Origin of the sequence: Pelagibacterium sp., from assembly GCF_965249125.1 — a bacterium.
Classification (GTDB): Bacteria; Pseudomonadota; Alphaproteobacteria; order Rhizobiales; family Devosiaceae; genus Pelagibacterium.
The window spans coordinates 3,120,007-3,138,716 of sequence record NZ_OZ252217.1 but is presented as its reverse complement, the minus strand read 5'-3'; the positions used below and the strand labels follow the sequence as shown (position 1 = coordinate 3,138,716).

At 61.2% G+C, this 18,710-nt stretch carries 17 protein-coding genes; 14 read left to right on the top strand and 3 right to left on the bottom strand.

Features of this window, described 5'->3' with window-relative positions; translation table 11 throughout:
• Nucleotides 1-67 precede the first annotated feature (67 nt).
• Together ACP148_RS15200 and ACP148_RS15195 are read right to left on the bottom strand one after the other, a co-directional pair.
• A protein-coding gene (locus tag ACP148_RS15200; RefSeq protein ID WP_421951019.1) for an IS630 family transposase occupies nt 68-1,016 on the bottom strand; the annotation gives its coding sequence in 2 pieces (ribosomal slippage) (nt 68-679 and nt 681-1,016; 948 coding nt in all).
• A 79-nt stretch (nt 1,017-1,095) separates the two neighbouring features.
• Complete coding sequence (locus ACP148_RS15195; RefSeq protein WP_421952053.1) at nt 1,096-2,364, bottom strand: hypothetical protein; 1,269 nt, start codon at nt 2,362-2,364, stop codon at nt 1,096-1,098.
• A 2,526-nt stretch (nt 2,365-4,890) separates the two neighbouring features.
• Between ACP148_RS15195 and ACP148_RS15190 the strand changes: the two genes are divergently transcribed.
• From ACP148_RS15190 to ACP148_RS15150, 9 genes are all read left to right on the top strand, one after another.
• The gene (locus ACP148_RS15190; protein WP_421952052.1) at nt 4,891-5,412 is read left to right on the top strand and encodes an ureidoglycolate lyase; all 522 of its coding nucleotides are present in this window, start codon (nt 4,891-4,893) and stop codon (nt 5,410-5,412) included.
• 119 nt (nt 5,413-5,531) lie between these two features.
• Nucleotides 5,532-6,326 carry a putative hydro-lyase gene (locus ACP148_RS15185; RefSeq protein ID WP_421952051.1) on the top strand — a complete coding sequence of 265 codons (795 nt, stop codon included), beginning with the start codon at nt 5,532-5,534 and terminating at the stop codon, nt 6,324-6,326.
• Nucleotides 6,327-6,387: 61 nt separating this feature from the next.
• Entirely contained in the window at nt 6,388-7,437 is a 1,050-nt protein-coding gene (locus ACP148_RS15180) for a TRAP transporter substrate-binding protein (RefSeq protein ID WP_421952050.1), read from the top strand.
• Between the two features lie 21 nt (nt 7,438-7,458).
• Complete coding sequence (locus ACP148_RS15175; protein ID WP_421952049.1) at nt 7,459-8,037, top strand: TRAP transporter small permease subunit; 579 nt, start codon at nt 7,459-7,461, stop codon at nt 8,035-8,037.
• Complete coding sequence (locus ACP148_RS15170) at nt 8,034-9,311, top strand: TRAP transporter large permease (protein WP_421952048.1); 1,278 nt, start codon at nt 8,034-8,036, stop codon at nt 9,309-9,311. Before ACP148_RS15175 ends, ACP148_RS15170 begins: the two co-directional genes overlap by 4 nt.
• A gap of 32 nt (nt 9,312-9,343) precedes the next feature.
• Complete coding sequence (locus tag ACP148_RS15165; RefSeq protein ID WP_421952047.1) at nt 9,344-10,039, top strand: DUF2848 domain-containing protein; 696 nt, start codon at nt 9,344-9,346, stop codon at nt 10,037-10,039.
• 10 nt (nt 10,040-10,049) lie between these two features.
• Nucleotides 10,050-11,360 (top strand): amidase family protein, encoded by a 1,311-nt coding sequence (locus tag ACP148_RS15160; RefSeq protein WP_421952046.1) that lies wholly within the window; start codon nt 10,050-10,052, stop codon nt 11,358-11,360.
• Complete coding sequence (locus ACP148_RS15155) at nt 11,357-12,169, top strand: hypothetical protein (protein ID WP_421952045.1); 813 nt, start codon at nt 11,357-11,359, stop codon at nt 12,167-12,169. The genes ACP148_RS15160 and ACP148_RS15155 overlap by 4 nt, the downstream gene beginning before the upstream one ends.
• A 31-nt stretch (nt 12,170-12,200) precedes the next feature.
• On the top strand, nt 12,201-13,127 hold the full coding sequence (locus tag ACP148_RS15150) for a LysR family transcriptional regulator (protein WP_421952044.1): 927 nt from the start codon (nt 12,201-12,203) through the stop codon (nt 13,125-13,127).
• Here the strand turns inward: ACP148_RS15150 and ACP148_RS15145 are convergent.
• Nucleotides 13,093-13,986 (bottom strand): helix-turn-helix domain-containing protein, encoded by an 894-nt coding sequence (locus tag ACP148_RS15145; RefSeq protein ID WP_421952043.1) that lies wholly within the window; start codon nt 13,984-13,986, stop codon nt 13,093-13,095. The genes ACP148_RS15150 and ACP148_RS15145 overlap by 35 nt on opposite strands.
• Nucleotides 13,987-14,135: 149 nt before the next feature.
• Between ACP148_RS15145 and ACP148_RS15140 the strand changes: the two genes are divergently transcribed.
• The 5 genes from ACP148_RS15140 (at nt 14,136) to ACP148_RS15120 (ending at nt 18,708) form a co-directional block, all read left to right on the top strand.
• Nucleotides 14,136-15,371, top strand: a complete 1,236-nt coding sequence (locus ACP148_RS15140; protein ID WP_421952042.1) for an amino acid ABC transporter substrate-binding protein — start codon at nt 14,136-14,138, stop codon at nt 15,369-15,371.
• A 77-nt stretch (nt 15,372-15,448) separates the two neighbouring features.
• The gene (locus ACP148_RS15135; protein ID WP_421952041.1) at nt 15,449-16,321 is read left to right on the top strand and encodes a branched-chain amino acid ABC transporter permease; all 873 of its coding nucleotides are present in this window, start codon (nt 15,449-15,451) and stop codon (nt 16,319-16,321) included.
• On the top strand, nt 16,318-17,274 hold the full coding sequence (locus ACP148_RS15130) for a branched-chain amino acid ABC transporter permease (RefSeq protein WP_421952040.1): 957 nt from the start codon (nt 16,318-16,320) through the stop codon (nt 17,272-17,274). The genes ACP148_RS15135 and ACP148_RS15130 overlap by 4 nt, the downstream gene beginning before the upstream one ends.
• Nucleotides 17,271-17,999 carry an ABC transporter ATP-binding protein gene (locus tag ACP148_RS15125; RefSeq protein WP_421952039.1) on the top strand — a complete coding sequence of 243 codons (729 nt, stop codon included), beginning with the start codon at nt 17,271-17,273 and terminating at the stop codon, nt 17,997-17,999. Before ACP148_RS15130 ends, ACP148_RS15125 begins: the two co-directional genes overlap by 4 nt.
• Entirely contained in the window at nt 17,992-18,708 is a 717-nt protein-coding gene (locus ACP148_RS15120) for an ABC transporter ATP-binding protein (RefSeq protein WP_421952038.1), read from the top strand. The genes ACP148_RS15125 and ACP148_RS15120 overlap by 8 nt, the downstream gene beginning before the upstream one ends.
• Nucleotides 18,709-18,710 lie beyond the last annotated feature (2 nt).

Genomic DNA, 18,710 nt, shown 5'->3' with positions numbered 1-18,710 from the left:
CTGCATTGTCAGTATCCAATACGTATTTAACCGCCGAAAAAAGGTCGGATGTGCTGACTAGAGCATGTCAGGTTTTTATTGAAGCATATCCTGCGTTCTTGAAGTAGTTTCTGCATTGCTGGGGTTTGATGGTTGAGACGAGGTGTCCGATCAGGCGCCATGTTTCTTCGATCGTGCGTTGTTGCGCTATACGCATCCAATGCTTGATCTTGGCGAAGACCTGCTCGATGGGGTTGAGGTCCGGTGAGTAGGGCGGCAGGAACCATAGGCGCGCGCCCGCGGCGCGAATGGCGTCCCGCACGGCCTTGCTTTTGTGGCTGCCCAGATTGTCGAGAATGACGATGTCACCCGGCTTGAGCGTGGGGATCAGGACCTGCTCGACATAGGCGCGGAACGAGAGCCCGTTGATTGGGCCATCGAACACGCAGGGCGCCGTCAGGCCGTCCATGCGCAATCCGGCCAGGAAGGTCATGGTGCGCCAATGGCCGTGCGGCGCATAGCCCTTGAGCCGCCGCCCTTTTGGACCCCATCCACGCAGGGGCGCCATATTGGTCTTGATCCACGTCTCATCGATGAACACCAACCGCGATGGATCGAGCCAAGCCTGCCAGGACTTCCAGCGCTGCCGCTGACGGGCGACCGCAGCCCGAGCCTGCTCAAGCGCGAACAGGCTTTTTTTTAAAGCTCAGACCCTCGCGCCGGATAAAGCGCCATATGCTATCATGGGATACCTGTACGCCTTGTGCGGCCAAAAGCGCTTGCAGACCCCGCACGGTCAGGTGCGGAGTCTGCTGAAACTGTTCAAGAACAAATTGCCTGTGCGCATTGAGAATGACAGGACGCCGGCCACCCATTCGATCTGGTGTGACCGACCCCGTGGACCTCGAGCGTTGCGACCACTTCACAACCGAAGAAACCGCAACGCCAAAACGGGCGGCGACAGACCGGCAACTTTCCCCGGTGCCAACTGCAGCAACAACACGTTCGCGCAAATCATCGGAATAGGGCTTGATCATGGATGCTGGCCTCCAATCCAGCATCAATGATGAATCACATCCAAGCCGATTTGGGAATCCACAATCGATTCAATCAAGCTCAGACATGCTCTAGAGCTACGTTCGTAGTGCTTGCCACATTCAAACATTTGTCGGTGAAATTTTGCTGGCGATCCTGCGGGGGTGAGAGCCTATATGCGTTTCCAAACAATACTGGTTTCGCGCTTTCGGATACCTCCTCGCGCTGCAAATCCTCGTGTATATTCATGGACAACTGTCTCAATTTTTCAATCGAAACGGCCTTGCTGTCCTTGCCTTCCACCTCGCCAATGAAGCGCCCTTCAGTACTTACGAAGACCGCATCGATTTCTAAAGCGCCCTCAACGAAATTTTCTGCTGCGAAACCGAGTACGCCGAGGGCCGACAGAACTGCTTTTTCGAGCGCTTTTCCTTTTTCGTAGAGCAACCCCTTAATTTCGGTACATTCTCGTCGCTTTTGGATCAAAACAGATATTTCTTCTTCTAATCGCAAAATTTGACCTTCTACTGTGGAAATCTGTTCAGAAATTTCCTGTTCTTTTCGCAGCAGGAAGTCAGGATGAAGGCTCCAGTCTGGTGCAGGAGTTTCTTCAGTAGAAGCCTTAACTTTGCGGTCAAGCGACACCGCTGTATTGATTAGTTTAGCCGCAAAACGCGCTGATTCCTCTGTCCATTCCCCGTTCTCATCCTCGAATGAATCGGGGTTGGTTTCCAAATAGGGGAGGCAAATCAAAGCGCCCTTCCCGTTTTCGGCCGGATACATACATGCAACTAGCTTGCCGCCGGATTGGGTGTGGGCCAATGGCACTCCTTGGCCTTCGGCCAAAGTAACGAGATAACTGCTAAAATCAGCGAACTCGTCCCAATATTCTTTGAGGATTTCGCTTCCCGCTGGCGTCAGCACGATTTTGTGTCCATCGGTCGGCGTCGGTTTCAGATTTTTGGGAAGGGCGCCGTAGTTGTCAATCTTCTCAACGTGCCGGGTGGTCGCCCGGTTTCTTCCTGTGCCAGAATGTGAAACTTGGCCAGTAGCAACGTACACATCATGAAAATTAGATAGAAATATCAGTACGGTCTTTCCTGCGTCCATGCACTGGCGAATTTCACGTCGCCAGTGCTGCAAAAACTCCTTGAGTTTGAATGACTCTGTGTCATTCAGGCAGGGACGTCCTAAATAATCTCCGTCATAATGACCATGATAGTATTCCATGTTTGGAACAAAAAGGACAATATCAGCGTCTAAAAGAGATATTCGATCAGTAAATTTGTGCTGTTCGACTAGATCAGTGTTAAGATACATGCCAACAGAAATAATTTCTTTAGCGCTCATTTCCAAGCTTTCCGATAATAGACAGAAGACTCGCGAGTATCTTTGCGACTCTCATGGGCCGATTTTCTCAAAGAATGCGGTCAGGAGGTCTGGCCGTCAATCCAACGCCTCTCGGCAGTATCCGCAAATCGCCGCGCTAGGAAGGAGAGGTATGAGCCCGCGGGCGCCCGACAATCTCAAATTCCGTGCGACTCAGGCATAGCCTTCGTGGCCTTCTTGCCTTGCAACGCTCCACTGGAGCCTTGCATCTGCCGTCGGCAGACCGGCGGCGAAGTCCATGACCCTTTTCGCCCACGCCGCCCCCGACCAACCCGAATTCCGGCAAGCGCTGGGCATGGTCTTGGGCGGCAAGGACGATCCCGAAACCCTCAAGCGTATCTGAACGGGCTGTGGCGCAATCCCCTTTTCGTCACGTCACGCAGGGCGTCTTAGCCCCCAGCGCTCCAATTGTGCGCCCCGGTTTCCCTCCCCTCGCTGCCCCGGCGCACGCCGGGGCCCATGTGCCTCTCCGCACGCTCGGGAGTGTCGGTAAGGCTGCTGGGTCCCGGATCGGGTCCGGGACAGCGATGGGGAGGGGTGCGCTCTCGGCTCCTTCCCCACCGCTAACCCACCCCCTTCGCGTCATCCTCGGGCTTGACCCGGGGATCCGCTGCATGGGGGAGCCGGTGAAGGGGTTGGGGAACGCTGAAGCGCGAAGGATCACTACTTCTGCGCTGCACAACAGCGGCGGTGCAGATCCCCGGGTCAAGCCCGAGGATGACGCGGGGAATGTGAGATGCTGGAGAGCACGCCGCTCCGGACCAGCCGGAATTCCAGCGGGCGCTGGATATGTTCTTTGACGGCAAGGACGATCCAAAAACCCTTAAGCGCATCTGAGCGGGCAAGGCGCCAAAATCCTTTCGTCACATCACGCAGTGCCATGCGGCCCCAGCGCTCCAATTGTGCGTTCCGGTTTCCCTTCCCTCGCTGCCCCGGCGAACGCCGGGGCCCATGTGCCTCTTCTCACGCACCGGAGTGCCGGTAGGGCAGCTGGGTCCCGGATCAGGTCCGGGACAGCGATGGGTGTCGGGTCATGCTCTCGGCTCCATCACCAAACACTCACCCATCCCCATCGTCATCCTCGGGCTTGACCCGGGGATCCGCTGCATCGGGCAGCCGGTGAAGGTGTCGGGGGCCGCCGAAGCGCGAAGGATCGCCACTTCTGCGCTGCACAACAGCGGTGTTGCAGATCCCCGGGTCAAGCCCGAGGATGACGTGGGGGACGTGAGATGCTGGAAAGCACGCCGCCCAGGACCGGCCCGAATTCCGGCAGGTGCTGGATATGTTCTTTGACGGCGAGGACGACCCCGGAACCCGCAAGCGCATCTGAGCGGGCAGGGCGCCAAAATCCTTTCGTCACATCACGCAGGGCCGCGCGGCCCCCGGCGCTGTGCACCCCGGTTTCCCTCCCCCTCGCTGCCCCGGTCCCGGCTTTCGCCGGGATAAACTCCGGCCGAGGCCCATGTGCCTCTCCGCACGCACCGGCGTGTCGGTACGGCTGCTGGGTCCCGGATCGGGTCCGGGACAGCGATGGATGTTGGGCTCCGCCGTCGGCTCATAACCACCATCAACCCACCCCGCGTCATCCTCGGGCCCGCCCCCCGCAGCTCCATCACCACCACTCACCCCGCTCCCTTCGTCATCGTCGGGCTTGACCCGGGGATCCGCAGGGCGTCCGCAAGCGCGGCAGAAGTGGTGATCCTTGGCGCGTCATCGGTCCCCAACCCCTTCACCGGCTGCCCCGACGCAGCAGATCCCCGGGTCAAGCCCGAGGATGACGCGGGTGAAGGTGGAAGCGCTGCGAAAAATCTTATCCCCGCCCCATCACCCCCATGCCATTCTCCCCCCACGGTGTCGCCAGGGACGAGGATGCATACGAGCTTCCGGCGAGACCGATCCGGGTTCCATGCGGGTCGCCGCAGGGAAGGCCCAAAGCGGACGGATGGCCGGACGAGGAACCAGGCGTTCCACGTCGCACTCCCGAAAGGGAGAGGGGCACCGACGGGAGGTTGGCAGGGAAAGTGGGCACCGGTTTCCCGGTTCGCCAACCGACCCACTAAAAATGCCAATATCCTGGACGACAAACCCCAGCCCGAGACGCCGCCATAAGCCCAAAACCCCGGATGCGTGGGGCGATGATCGCTTCATATACTAAATAAACATGCGGAGCGCTCATCGCCCCATGCCGTCTGACCCTTCATAGCCCGAGGTCACTGACCGTCGGAGGTATTGGCATGTCCGAAAAAGAAAGGCCCCCTCACCCGTCGCTTCGCGCCGACCTCTCCCCAAAGGGAGAGGTGAAAATGGCGCAAGCGTCGGGAACCACCTCTCCCTCAGGGGAGAGGTCGGAGCTTGCAAAGCAAGGTCCGGGTGAGGGGCCTTTCCGAGCCTCTCGAATCTGTGGCCGGACGACAAAAATTCCCTTCTTGCCCACTTGTAAGCACCAGTGTCTCCACCCATCCTCGCGCAAAACCCACCGGACGCGCCATGACCCCCATCGAGCCCCTCACCCCAAACGCCTTCGCCCCCTATGGCACCGCGCTCGGATTCGCCACCCACCACACGGCACAAACCGCCTTCTTTTCCCCGGCCTCCGACTTCTGGCACGAGCACGGCTTTGCCTCCGGTAAAGCGCAAACCGAAATCCTCTGGGTGGTCTATCGCAGTTCCGATCCGACCATTGCCCGGCTTGAAGCCCACACGGCAACCGAACAGGCCCTGATCCCCTTGACCGGCTCCGTCGTCCATATCGTCGCCCGCTCGGCCCCCGGTGGCGCGCCCGATCCGCAAACGGTAAAGGCCTTCGCCATCGCGCCGGGGCAGGGGGTCGTCATGGCCGAAAACTGCTGGCACGCCACCCGCGTTCTGTCCGGCGATGTCACCTGCGCCATGCTCACCCGCGCCTCGACCACGAAAGACCTCGTGGCCCATCTCAATACCGGCGCCACCCTCACCGAGAGCCGCTACGCCGATGTCGCCATATCGATCGGGGATGCGCAAAATCGATAAATCCAGTTGATCGGGATCGATCAAAAACTAAAATTCGACTCATCGGCCATCAAGGCGCTTAACTGAACCCATCAGAACTGGTGATCGCTTCGCCGCACCGCAGATGGGAACAGCCCTGTATGGATGATGCCGCCACCCTCCAGCGTTTCGAAACGGGCGCCGCCCTGCGCGCCGCCTGCCGCGCTGGATCGTGGGACCGCCCGACATCGGGCCTAGCGCAGGGCTTCCAGCAGGGCAACATCGTCATCCTGCCCCGCGCCCTAGCCGATGATTTCCTGCGCTATTGCACCCGCAATCCCAAGCCTGCCCCCATTCTCGGCGTCTCCGAACCCGGCGCCCCCTCGCTCCCCACCCTCGGTGCCGATATCGACATCCGCACCGACGTCCCCCGCTACCGCGTCTTCCGCGATGGTGAGCCCGCCGAAGCCGTGACCGATCTCAACGCCCTCTGGCGCGATGATTTCGTGACCTTCGTTCTGGGCTGCTCGTTTTCCTTTGAAACCGCCCTCCTGCGCGCCGCCATCCCCGTCCGCCACATCGAGGCCGGCCGCAACGTGCCGATGTATCGGACCAATATCGAGACCGAGCGTGCCGGCCCCTTCGGCGGCCCAATGGTCGTCTCCATGCGCCCGTTCAGTCCGGCCGAAGCCATCCGTGCCATCGTCCTCTCCTCATACCTGCCCCAGGCCCACGGCGCCCCCGTCCACCTGGGCGACCCCGCAGCCATCGGCATCTCGGACATCACGGCCCCAGATTTCGGCGATGCCCCCGACATACGTGAGGGCGATGTGCCGGTCTTCTGGGCCTGCGGCGTCACCCCCCAATCGGCCATCCGCCACGCAAGGCCCCCCATCGCCATAACCCACGAACCCGGGCACATGCTCGTCACCGATCTAAGGGCCGATATCGGCTGAGACCGGACAACCCAAAAGACCGCACAAGCGGCAATATCAACCAACGCAAAGGGAATTGAAAATGAAAGCGCTGAAACCTCTCCTCCTCGCCTCCATCGCCCTGGCCCCCGCCACGGCGCTGGCCCAGGACCTGCCCGAAACCACCCTCAACGTGGTCGGCAGCTGGTCCAACCTGCCGCTCTACCAGCAGTTCGAGCGCGGCTTCTGGGAAGAAACCGTGCCTGAGGCCTCCGGCGGTGCCATCACCGTCAACATGACCACCTTCGACCAGATGGGCGTCGCCGGTGCCGACGTGTTCCGCATGCTCGGCGATGGCGTGTTTGAAATCGGCATGACTGTTGGCGATTACACAGTCGCCGATGCCCCCGAACTCGAAGGGCTCGACGTCCCCCTCATCGCCACCGATGCCCAAACCGCCCACGTCATGACCGAAGCGGCAAAACCCATGGTCGCCGAAATCATGGAAACCCGCTTCAATTCCCACATGCTCGCCATCGCCCCCTATCCTCCGCAGATCGTTTTCTGCAACGCCGAAATCAGCGGCCTTGCCGATCTCGAAGGCAAGAAGATCCGCGGCTCGGGCCGCATGACCTCGCTGTTCCTCGAAGCGCTGGGCGCCGAAGGCATCACCATGGCCTTCTCCGAAGTCCCCGGCGCGCTCGAACGCGGCGTTATCGATTGTGCGGTCACCGGCGCGGGGTCCGGCTATGCCTCGGGCTGGTACGAATCCTCGACCCATCTGGTCAACCTGCCGCTCGGTGGTTGGGATCCGGTCATCACCGCTGTAAATCTCGACGCCTGGAACGCCCTTGAGCCCGCCGTCCAGACCTTCCTAGAAGACCAGATCGTGGCCGAATTCGAAGAACCCGCCTGGGCTGATGCCGGCGGCGCCCTCGACCGCGACATCGCCTGCCTCACCGGAGGCGAGTGTGAAGCAGGCCCCGCAGCGTCCATGACGCTGGTCGAGCTCTCCGACGAGGACAAGGCGCAGGCCCTCGCCGTCCTCGAGGATTCGATCCTCCCCGATTGGGCCGAACGCGCCGGTGCCGAATGGGCCACGCGCTGGAACGAGACTGTGGGCGCCGCCCTCAACGTCTCGATCGCCCAGTAGCTTGAAAAAGAGGGCGGCACGATGGACAACAGCTCCGCAATACCGGCAAGGGTCATGACCCTTGCCGGGATCATGAAAACGCTTAACCGTGTGATCGCTCTGATCTGCGGTGTGGTCCTGCTGGTGGCTGTCGCCCTTATTCTGCTCGAGGTCCTGGGCCGGCGCGTGTCCCTGTTCCGCATCGGCGGCGCCGACGAGCTTTCGGGCTATGTCATGGCCGGCATCGCCACCTGGGGCTTCGCCTATGCGCTTGTCGAGCGCGCCCATGTGCGCATCGATCTGGTCTACGCCCGGCTGCCCGCCCCCGGGCGGGCCGCCTTCGATATCCTCGCCATGGCCAGCGTCCTCTTCGTTGCCGCTCTGGTGTCCTTTTACGCCTTTGACGTGCTCTCCAAATCCATCGCCCGCGGTTCGCGCTCGAACACACCGCTGGCCATCGAATTGTGGATTCCACAGATCGTCTGGTTCGCCGGCTGGGCATGGCTCACCATCACCTCCGCCGTTCTCCTTGCCTGCACGCTCATTCTTACCCTCGGCCGTCAGTGGGGCCTTATAAACGAGCTGTCCGGCATCGTGTCGGAAACTGGAGACGCGTCATGATCTGGTTTGTCGCAATCGGCCTTGGCGTTCTGCTGGCGCTTTCCATTCCCGTCGGAGCCGCGTTGTTTCTGCTCGGCTTCGGCCTCGATGCCTTTTTTGCTCCGCTTCCGCTCATTCGCGGTTTGGGGCAGATGGTCTATTCCTCGTCCGACAGCTTCCTTCTTATCGCTATTCCGCTCTTTGTCCTGCTGGGTGAAATCCTTGTGCGGGCAGGGATTGCCGAGCGTACTTATGCCACTCTCGACGCCTGGTTCTCCTGGCTGCCGGGAGGTCTCGTCCATGCCAATATCGGCACCTCGACAATGTTTTCGGCCACTTCGGGTTCTTCGGTCGCAACGGCTGCCACGGTGGCGACGGTCGCCATGCCCCAGGCCAAAAAACAGGGCTACGACCAGCGCCTGTTTGCCGGGGCCATCGCCGCAGGCGGCGCGCTGGGCATCCTCTTGCCGCCTTCGATCAATCTGATCGTTTATGGCTTTCTCACCCAGACCTCCGTGCCCCAATTGTTCATGGCGGGCATCGTGCCGGGGCTGCTGATGGCACTGGGTTTCATGGCCATCACCGCCATCATCTGCGCCATCAAGCCCGAACTTGGCGGCCCCAGCCGGCATTTCACATGGCGTGAACGCTTTGCCGGTCTGCCCCATCTCATTCCGGTGTTTCTGGTTTTCGCCGTTATTATCGGCTCGATCTATACCGGCTGGGCCACCCCCACCGAAGCGGCTGCCGTCGGTGTTGCCATGGCCATGGTCATCGCCGCTTTCTATGGCGCTCTGACCATAAAAAACATGCGCGGGGCGCTGCTCGGCACCATCCGCACAACGTCCATGGTGATGTTTGTCATCGTGGGCGCTTATTTCCTCAATTATGCCCTCGGGGCCACCGGCCTTGGCCGCCAACTCACGACCTTCCTTGAAGGCATGGGGTTGGGGCCGTACGGCATGCTGCTGGTCATCATCCTCATGTATATCGTCCTGGGCTTTTTCATCGAAACCCTGGCGCTGATGATCGCGACCATCCCCATCGTCGTGCCGATCATCGTGGAAATGGGGTTCGACAAGGTCTGGTTCGGCATCCTTTTGATCGTCCTGATCGAAATGGCACTCATAACCCCTCCGGTCGGCCTTAATCTTTACGTCGTGCAGGGCGCCCGCAAGGAAGGGCGGCTCGGCGATGTTATGGTGGGCGCCATCCCGTTCGTTTTCGTCATGCTGGTGATGATCGCCCTGCTCGTCGCCTTCCCAGCCATCGCACTTGTCTTCGCTCCGGCCTGATCGGTCGCAGACCTTTTCTAAAAGGCGCTATCATGCCCAATACATTGACCTTCGACGTGGCCGGATCGGAACCTGCCACCATCACCATCGAACGCGCCATCATCGCGGGCTGGACGGGCCGCAATGCCGATGCCGTCAACCATCATATCGCTGAACTTCAAGCCATCGGCGTTCCCCCGCCGAGCACGGTGCCGCTGTTTTACCGCGTTGCGGCCAGCCTCATCACCACGGACGGTGAGATGGAAACCGTCGATGCGACCGGTTCGGGCGAAGCCGAGCCTCTGGTCATCGACGATGGAGAACGGCTCTATCTCGGGCTCGGCTCCGACCACACCGACCGCCAGCTTGAAACCCATTCGGTCGCACTCTCCAAGCAGATCTGCGCCAAGCCTGTGGCCCCGGCTCTGTGGGTATTCGACGAGGTTGTATCCCACCTGGACCAGATCGCCGTTCGATCTTTCATCCGCGACGATGAAAGCCAGGCCTGGACGCCCTATCAGGAAGGCACGCTGGCCTCGATCCGTCCTCTAGTCGAACTGATCGATGCGTCACCCGCCACGTCCTCCGGGCGCCTGCAGCCGGGCACCGCAATGATGTGCGGCACTTTTGCCGTGCTGTCGGGCGGCGTGCGTCCGGCCCGGTTTTTCCGCATGGAAATGACCGATCCCGTTCTGGGCCGGACCATTAAACACTGCTACGAAACAAAGACCCTGCCTGTCATTTCGTAGGAAGCCCGCCATGACCGACATCTCCCCGCTCCGCCGCAATGCCGGCCGTATCGCGTTCCGCGCCAAGGATCGCGCCCGTCGCGCCATCGATACGGCAATGAGCGTGGACCCGACCGTTTTGAGCACTGTGTTCACCCGGTTCGATGCCGGCCGGATCATGGCCGAGGCCGAAGCACTTGATGTCGACGCCGAGCGCCGCGCCGGTCCGCTGGCCGGTATCATGGTGTCGATCAAGGATCTATTCGATGAGAAAGGGCAGGTGACCTCCGCCGGCTCGACCATTCTCGCCGATGCCGAACCGGCCAGCCGCGACGCCGTGGCCGTCGATCTCCTGCGGGCTTCAGGAGCCATCGTGTGCGGGCGCACCACCATGTCCGAATTTGCCTATTCGGGCGTTGGGCTCAACCCCCATTTCGGCAACACCGGAAATGTGTCCGACCCGGCCCGCATCTCGGGCGGCTCGACCTCTGGTGGCGCGCTGTCGGTTGCTCTGGGCATCGCCGATGTGGCGTTGGGATCGGACACCGGAGGCTCAGTGCGCATTCCCGCCGCGCTCAACGGATTGTGCGGGTTCAAGCCAAGCCAGTCCGCAGTGCCGCTTGATGGCGCGTTTCCCTTGTCCCAGAGCTATGACAGCATCGGGCCGCTGGCCCGCACCATGGCGCAGTGCAGCGCCGTCCACGCCGTTCTCTCGGCAACAAGCGCCTCGCCGCAAACGCGTGAAAACCTGCGCATCGGCGTGGCGCGCGGCATCTTGACCGAAGGGCTCGACGCCCAGGTCGCGGCTGATTTCAAGCGCGCCCTCGACCTGCTCGCCGCCGCAAGGTTCAGCCTTTCCGATATCGAGTTGCCCATGCTTGAGGGTTTTGGCAACGTCAACCGCATCATCGTTGCCTCGGAAGCACATCGCATTCACGCCAGCCGTCTGGCGCGCATGGAAGCCGAGGGCGATCCGCGTGTCCTCCGCCGTATCCGCGCTGCGGAAAGTCTTGCGCCCCAGGACGGGGCGGAGGCGCACGCCCAACGATCAGCCGCCATCGCCGCGTTTTCGGCACAGGCGGAAACGTTCGATGTGGTCATCGCGCCCACGGTGCCAACCGTCGCGCCATTGATTGCCGACGTGGAGGCCGACTTTGATCGCCTCAACGCCCTCATGCTCCGCAACCCCTCGGCCGTCAATTTCCTCGACGGATGCGCCGCCAGCGTGCCCATGCACGCCGGCCAGCCTCTCGCCACCGGCCTGATGATTTTCGCCCCCGGCGGAAACGACTGGACGGTTCTGGAGACAGCCCGGCAAATGGAGACCCTTCTGGCGCCATGATCGATCCGGGCTTTTGGGCCGAATTCCTGATCCGGGCGGCAGCCACGGGCTTTGTCGTTGTCTTTGTCGCCTGGTCCGCCGCCCGGCTCGGCCCGGCGATCGGGGGTGTATTGGCCGGCCTGCCGATCGTTCTCGCGCCGGGCTTTTATTTCCTTGTGCGCGACCAGAGCCCGTCTTTCGTTGCCGATATGGCCGCGGGCACGCTCTTTTCGATGATTGCGACCCAGGCTTTCCTGTTCGTCTATCTCTGGGCAGCGGGTCGGGTCGGGCCGATCGCAGCGACAATGCTGGCCATTGCCGGATGGACCATTCTGGCCCTGCCGCTCGCGCTGGTCTCTCATGACATCGGATTGGGTGTTCTGGCCTTTGCGGGTGCAACCGTCCTGTTCCGCTTGGTCGGCAGGCGTCTGGCGCCTGCGCTCAACTCTGTTGCAACACCCACCCAATGGCCGGCTCTCATTGTTCGCGGCGTTGCGGCGGGCATTCTCGTGGGTGTGGTCACGCTGCTCTCGCCCCTTCTCGGTCCCTCGCTTGCCGGCGCGCTCTTGGGCTTTCCCATCGGTTTTTGCGTGATTTTGCTCTCACTCAATCTCGATCATGGCAGCGCAATTGCCGGGCGCACGGCCTATGCCGGCCTGCTGGGCGTCGCGAGCCTTGCAACCTTCAGCGCCGTGCTTTCGGTTGCGCTGCTGGCCATGCCCCCATGGTCAGCCTATGTCTGCGCCCTCGCAGCATCGCTTGTGCTGACCGCATCAATGACCCACATGACCCGCCGGCTTGCGCTGGGGACCCGGTTCCGCGCATTGTGATCCGCAAATGGGTTCGCGAAACGGGATGCCGATGGTCGATTTCAAGGGGCTGGAAACCTTCGTCTGGGTCGTGTCGCTGGGCAGCTTTCGCGGCGCGGCGCAAAAGCTCAACACCACCCAGCCCGCCATCTCCCATCGCATCGCCCAGCTCGAGGAAGAGATTGGCGCCAAGCTTTTGACGCGGGAAACCCGCAACATCACGCCCACGGCGCCGGGCCGGCAATTGCTGGCTTATGCCGAAAAGATGATCGCCATGCGCGCCGAAATGCTGGCCTCCCTGCGCGATGCATCGGCCATTCGCGGCGTCATCCGCCTGGGGGTGGCAGAAACCATCGTCCACACATGGCTGCCCCATTTCATCAAGGAAGTGAGCCGGACCTATCCCCACCTTTCGGTGGAAATCGAGGTCGATATTTCCCCCTCCCTGCGCAGCCGGCTCCTGGCCCAGGAAATCGACATAGCCTTCCTGCTCGGGCCCCTCAGTGCGCCGCTGCTGCGCAACAGGCTGCTGTGCGAATACCCTCTGGGTTTTATCGCCAGCCCCGCGCTTAAAGTCCCCAATCCGGCCAGCGTTTATGATCTTGCCGAATTCCCGCTCATCACCTTTGCGCGCAAGACTCAACCTTACGAACTGGTCAAATCCCTGTTCAACCGCCCCGATCTTCCAGCCATCAAGCTTCACGCCAGTGCCTCGATGGCGACGGTCGTTCACCTGGCGCTCGAGGGAATCGGGGTCGCGGTCATCCCCTATGAGCTTGTCGAAACAGACCTCAACGCCGGCCGGCTCGAACTGATCAGGACCGACATCACCATGCCGCAGCTGACGTTTTGCGCGAGTTGGCTTGAATCCCCCGATACGCTGGCCACCGAACTTGTCGTCGATATTGCCACCCGTGTCACCGCCAACCGCGCCGCATTCGCGCCTACGGCCATGCCGCAAACGAACCCGCCATCCTGATCTGGCTGCGGGTGAATTCGATCCGGTACTGGCGCGGCGATTTTCCGGTGAGGCGTTTGAAAAAGCGGGAAAAATAGGCCGGGTCCTCAAAGCCGAGAGTGGCGGCGATTTCCGAAATATGCATGCCCGAGGTTTCGATCATCTGCCGCGCTTCGGCCATCAGCCGCCCATGGATGAGCGCCAGCGGTGCCAGGCCCGTCGCGCGCTGAACGGCGCTATTGAGCCGATCGGTCGAAACGCCCAGATAGCGCGCATAATCGGCAACGCTCCAATGGCTGCGCATCTGCTGGTCGACGAGGTGAAGAAAATTGGCCACCACGGTACGCGGTGCCGGTTGCGGGTCGTTGGGCACCAGATCGGAGTTGCGCCACAAAAGGATCGATACGATCGCAAGCTGGTGGCGCACCATCTCCTGGGACCCGGCAGGGCCTTCGCGCAACTCGTCTTCGATAGTTCCGATCAGCGTCGCAAGCCGGTTGGCCACATGCCGCTCGACACGCGTTCCCAATTGCGGTCGGGCCGAAATCCGCCGCAGATCATCCCCGATATTGCCCGGCAGCGCGACCTGACTGAGCGCGGCATCGCTGATGGCCAGCCAGGCCCCCCGTGAACCGGCATTGAGGGTCAGGACGGCCGGTTGCCCCGTGGGCACCCAGACCAGCGATGGTGCTTGCAGCCCGATATCCTCGCCCCGGTGTTGAATGATACCATTGCCGGCGACCAGAATGAAAACCCTGTTGCGGCGCCCATGCAGCGTCCACTGCGTGGTGTCCAGGGTCGAAGCGATGCCCTGGCTTTCTACTTCCTGCGCCAGGTCGAGCCGAACGCGGATCGGCATGGATTGGACAGTTTTTGTCATGATCCCCTCCGCGATCCGTCAAAAGTACAAGTTTCTCCCAAAAAAGTCTATTCTTGTGCCTATCCTTTTCGCGATAGCGTCACCTCAGCGCTGGGAGGAACATCGTTTCCCGGAAGGCGCATGCCCAAAAGGGCGAGAGGAGGATTTCCATGACATTGTTTTCCCGCAGGGCCGTCCTGCGTTCGATCGGCGTTGCCGCAACTCTTATGGCCAGCGTCAGCGCCTTTGCCGTTTCTGCGCAGGAACGCACGTCGGTCAAGATCGGCTACGCCGTTTCCAAGACCGGTGCCAATGCCGGCGGCGCCGGCATAACCACCATTCCCAATTATGACCTCTGGGTATACGATGTGAACTCAGCCGGCGGCCTTGAAATGCCCGACGGTAGCCGCCTGCCGATCGAGGTTATCGAATACGACGATCGCTCCTCGTCAGAGGAAGTGGTCCGCGCCGTCGAGCGTCTCGCCACCCAGGATGAAGTCGATTTCATGCTCGTGCCCTGGGGCACCGGCTTCAACCTCGCTGTCGCACCGCTTTTCGATCGTTTCGGCTATCCCCAGCTCGCCGTGTCGGCCGTGACCGACCGCGCCCCCGAATTCGTGGAGCGCTGGGATCGCAGTTTCTGGCTCCTCGGCGGTGGCGGAGACTACACCGATGCGCTGGCCGACATTCTCGTTGAGCAGCGCGACGCGGGTGTGATCAACAATGACGTCGCCGTCATTTCGGTTGCCGACGGCTTCGGCATCGACCTGATCACCGCCGCCCGCGAATCCTTTGCCGAAGCCGGGCTCAACATGGTCTATGACGTGACCTATCCCGTCGGCACCACCGACTTCACGCCCATGATCAACGAATCCGCCGCCACAGGCGCCGACACCTTCGTCGCCTTCTCCTATCCGCCCGACACCTTTGCGTTGACCCAGCAGGCCCAGGTCGCCCAGTTCAATCCCAAGGTGCTCTATCTTGGCGTCGGAACCGGCTTTCCTGCCTACGGCCTCAACAACGGGCCCAATGCCGAAGGCATCATGAGCCTTGGCGGTATAGACGTCACCAATGAAGCGGTGATGGACTATCGTCAGCGCCACGAGGAATTCGTTGGTCAGGCACCCGACTGGTGGGGCAGTGTGATCACCTATGCCAGCCTGCAGATGCTCCAGGAAGCAATAAAGCGCCACGGCCTGGATCGCGACGCCGTCTCCGAAGAGCTTTCGACAGGGACATTTGAAACGGTTCTGGGCGAAACCACGCTCGAGGACAACCAGCTGCGGACCCTCTGGTTCGGCGGCCAGTGGCAGGATGGCAATTTCGTTGCCGTCGCCCCGTCCGACCGCGAAGGTGCGGTCGAGCCTATCCTGCCCAAGGAACCCTGGTTGCCGACAAGCAACTAGGTCGGTCTTTCAACCCGCAGCCGGGCCGATGGCCCGGTTGCATCCCGGCCCGCGCGCTCGGGAACAGGTGACTTTCAATGTTGACAACGCTCATAGCCGGACTTGTGCTCGGCGGCACCTATGCCCTGGTTGCCATGGGGCTGACCCTGCAATATGGCATCTCGCGCATCATGAACCTCGCTTATGGTGAGACGATCATCTTTGCCGCGTTTGCCGCCTTCTTTCTGTTCTCCAACTTTGCCATCAACCCCATACTCGGGCTTGTCATCGTTCTGCCCGCCGCCTTTGCCTTCGGCTATGTGATCTACGGCGTCATGATGCAGCCGCTGGTCAAGCGCTCGGCCAAGAGCGGAACGCTCGAAGTGGACTCTATCCTGGCGACCTTCGGTCTGCTCTTCGTGATCCAGGGGGTGATGCTCGTTGTCTTCGGGTCCAACTACACGAGCTACAACTACCTCAATTTCGGCGTGAACGTTCTGGGCACCAATATCGCCGCCAACCGTCTTCTGGCCTTTGCCATTGCGCTGGTGATCGGGGGGACGTTGTTTCTCCTTCTCACCCGCACCCGCTGGGGAACGACAATCCGCGCCATTGCCGTCGCGCCCAGTTCCGCGCCGCTGGTGGGCATCGATGTCAATCGCACAGCACGCTTTGCCTTCGCGCTTGGGACCATGCTGGCGGCCTCCGGTGGCGTGATGATCTCCATGTACCAGACCTTCACCGCCTCGATGGGTGTGGTCTTTACCATGAAGGCTCTGGTGATCGTCATCATGGGCGGATTGGGCAATCTCATGGGAGCCCTGGTCGCGGGCCTGTTGCTGGGTATCGTTGAAACGCTCGTCGCAACCTATGTCGATCCGGGCCTTACGCTGGCATCGACCTATCTCATCTTCCTTGCCGTGCTGCTTTGGAAGCCTTCGGGTCTGTTCGGAAAGGCAGCAGGACGATGAAAAAAGTTCTTGCTCTTGTCCTGATCGTCCTGGCTCTGGCCGCCCTCGCCTGGTTGCCGACCCAATTTGGTGCCTATGGCGTCGGTCTGCTGCTCGGCATGACGGGCTATGTGGCCCTTGCCAGTGCCTGGGCCCTGTTTTCCGGCCCTACGCGCTATGTATCCCTGGCCACCGTCGCATTCTTTGGCATCGGTGCCTATACGGTTGCCGTACTGAGTGAAACCTTGCCCTATCCGCTCGTCCTGCTGGTCGCCGCGCTGATCGGGCTCGCGGTTGCCCTGGTTGTCGGGCTGGCCACTCTGAGGCTGGCGGGCGTCTATTTCGTGATCTTCACCTTTGGGTTGGCCGAACTCATCCGCCAACTCGTCACCTGGTACGAGGTCAATGTGACCGGAACGCTGGGCCGCTATATCTTCCTGCCCATCAGTTCCGAACAGATCTACTGGCAGCTTTTAGGGCTTGCCGCCATCACCATCGGTGTCGGCTGGTGGATTTCGCGCTCGCGCATCGGTCTGGCCCTCAAAGTCATAGGCGACGATGAGACGGTGGCTGCTCATGCCGGCATCAATATAGCCGGGGTCAAGCTCACTCTCTTTGCCGTCAGCGCCACAATCATCACGCTGGTCGGTGCCATTCAGGCCCCGCGTTGGACCTATGTGGAACCCTCGATCGTCTTTAATCCCACCATATCGTTCCTCACGCTCATCATGGCTTTGCTCGGAGGCGCCAACCGGCTCTGGGGTTCCATGCTCGGCGCCATTCCGCTCTTCCTGCTGTTTGAATGGCTCAGCGCCAATTTCCCGAGCCATTATTCGATAATCCTCGGCCTTATGTTCATCGCCATCGTCTTCATCGTGCCGCGCGGGGTGCTGGCGCTGCTCGAAGATCTCTGGAAACGCGCAAGAGGTCTGCGAAAGCCCGGGGCGGCGGTGGAAAGGGAGGCGATTCAATGACCCGGCTCGTTGAAATAACCGGCCTCAAAAAACAGTTCGGTGGGCTGACCGCCGTTAACGAGGTGAGTTTTTCTGTCGCTGAGGGCGAGATTGCAGCGCTTCTCGGGCCCAACGGCTCTGGCAAGACGACGGTGCTCAACATGATCTCGGGTGCGCTTTCCCCGACATCGGGCACCATCGCGCTGGCCGGCGATACAATCTCAGGGCTGTCCCCGCATCGCATAGCCCACAAGGGCGTCGCCCGAACCTTCCAGCTCGTCAAGATACTCCCTTCGCTGACCGTGGCCGAAAACGTCATCGCAGCGCTGGCCTTCAAACCCCACCCGCTTTGGGGGAGTGCCGCGCGCGAGAAGGCTGAAGAGCTTTTGATTCAGGCGGGCCTGGGCGGGCGTGGCGGCGAATACGCCAGCGACCTGACCTATATCGATCAAAAGCGCATGGAATTGGCCCGCGCTCTTGCCGCCGAGCCGCGCCTGCTCTTGCTCGACGAATGGCTTTCCGGGCTCAACCCGACCGAACTTCGCGTCGGTATCGATCTCATCGTCTCGCTGCGCGAACGCGGCATGACCATATTGCTCGTCGAACACATCATGGAGGCGGTGCGCGCGCTCTGCAGCCGCGCGGTGGTCATGAATGTCGGAAAAAAGATCGCCGACGGCCCCACTGCAGACGTTCTTGCCGATCAGGCGGTGATTTCTGCCTATCTGGGAGAAGGCCATGCTTGAGATCAATAATCTTTCACTGCGCTATGGCCGCCATCTGGCGCTCGACGACATCTCCATTTCGATTACCGAGGGTGAGACCGTGGTGATCCTGGGTGCCAATGGGGCGGGAAAGTCTTCCCTGCTCAAGGCCACCGCCGGGCTGGTCAAACCCGAGGGGAAGTCGACCATCACGCTCGATGGCAATTCGCTGATCGGCACGCCGCCGCACCGCATTCCAGAAGCCGGCATTGCGCTGGTGCCCGAGGGCAGGGGCGTGTTTGGTGATCTCACGGTTGAGGAAAATCTGACCCTGGGCGCCAATCCCAAGCGGGCCCGGGCCACCCAAGCAGAGCGCCACGCCTTGATTTTCGAACTGTTCCCGCGCCTTTCAGAGCGCAGGAACCAGATGGTTCGGACAATGTCGGGCGGCGAGCAGCAAATGGTGGCGATCGGCCGGGCTTTGATGAGCAATCCCAAATACCTCATGCTCGACGAACCCAGCCTCGGTCTTGCGCCCATCGTGGTGACCGAGCTGTTTTCGGCCTTGCGCAAGGTGCAGCAGACCGGTGTCGGACTGCTGCTGGTTGAACAAAACGTATCGATTTCGCTTTCGATTTCCGATCGCGGCTATCTGATGGAAGCCGGAAGGATCGTTGGCGAAGACACCGCGGAAGCGCTCAAGACCGACACAGCGGTGCAAAAGGCATTCCTGGGCGGCGCCGCCGCCTGATT

Bases quoted from the DNA above. Each gene is read 5' to 3' on its own strand.
- ACP148_RS15175 (WP_421952049.1), top strand. From the start codon at position 7,459: ATGGACAACAGCTCCGCAATACCGGCAAGGGTCATGACCCTTGCCGGG.
- ACP148_RS15145 (WP_421952043.1), bottom strand. From the start codon at position 13,986: ATGACAAAAACTGTCCAATCCATGCCGATCCGCGTTCGGCTCGACCTG.
- ACP148_RS15150 (WP_421952044.1), top strand. From the start codon at position 12,201: ATGGTCGATTTCAAGGGGCTGGAAACCTTCGTCTGGGTCGTGTCGCTG.
- ACP148_RS15130 (WP_421952040.1), top strand. From the start codon at position 16,318: ATGAAAAAAGTTCTTGCTCTTGTCCTGATCGTCCTGGCTCTGGCCGCC.
- ACP148_RS15140 (WP_421952042.1), top strand. From the start codon at position 14,136: ATGACATTGTTTTCCCGCAGGGCCGTCCTGCGTTCGATCGGCGTTGCC.
- ACP148_RS15120 (WP_421952038.1), top strand. From the start codon at position 17,992: ATGCTTGAGATCAATAATCTTTCACTGCGCTATGGCCGCCATCTGGCG.
- ACP148_RS15125 (WP_421952039.1), top strand. From the start codon at position 17,271: ATGACCCGGCTCGTTGAAATAACCGGCCTCAAAAAACAGTTCGGTGGG.
- ACP148_RS15190 (WP_421952052.1), top strand. From the start codon at position 4,891: ATGACCCCCATCGAGCCCCTCACCCCAAACGCCTTCGCCCCCTATGGC.
- ACP148_RS15165 (WP_421952047.1), top strand. From the start codon at position 9,344: ATGCCCAATACATTGACCTTCGACGTGGCCGGATCGGAACCTGCCACC.
- ACP148_RS15155 (WP_421952045.1), top strand. From the start codon at position 11,357: ATGATCGATCCGGGCTTTTGGGCCGAATTCCTGATCCGGGCGGCAGCC.
- ACP148_RS15180 (WP_421952050.1), top strand. From the start codon at position 6,388: ATGAAAGCGCTGAAACCTCTCCTCCTCGCCTCCATCGCCCTGGCCCCC.
- ACP148_RS15170 (WP_421952048.1), top strand. From the start codon at position 8,034: ATGATCTGGTTTGTCGCAATCGGCCTTGGCGTTCTGCTGGCGCTTTCC.
- ACP148_RS15135 (WP_421952041.1), top strand. From the start codon at position 15,449: ATGTTGACAACGCTCATAGCCGGACTTGTGCTCGGCGGCACCTATGCC.
- ACP148_RS15160 (WP_421952046.1), top strand. From the start codon at position 10,050: ATGACCGACATCTCCCCGCTCCGCCGCAATGCCGGCCGTATCGCGTTC.
- ACP148_RS15195 (WP_421952053.1), bottom strand. From the start codon at position 2,364: ATGAGCGCTAAAGAAATTATTTCTGTTGGCATGTATCTTAACACTGAT.
- ACP148_RS15185 (WP_421952051.1), top strand. From the start codon at position 5,532: ATGGATGATGCCGCCACCCTCCAGCGTTTCGAAACGGGCGCCGCCCTG.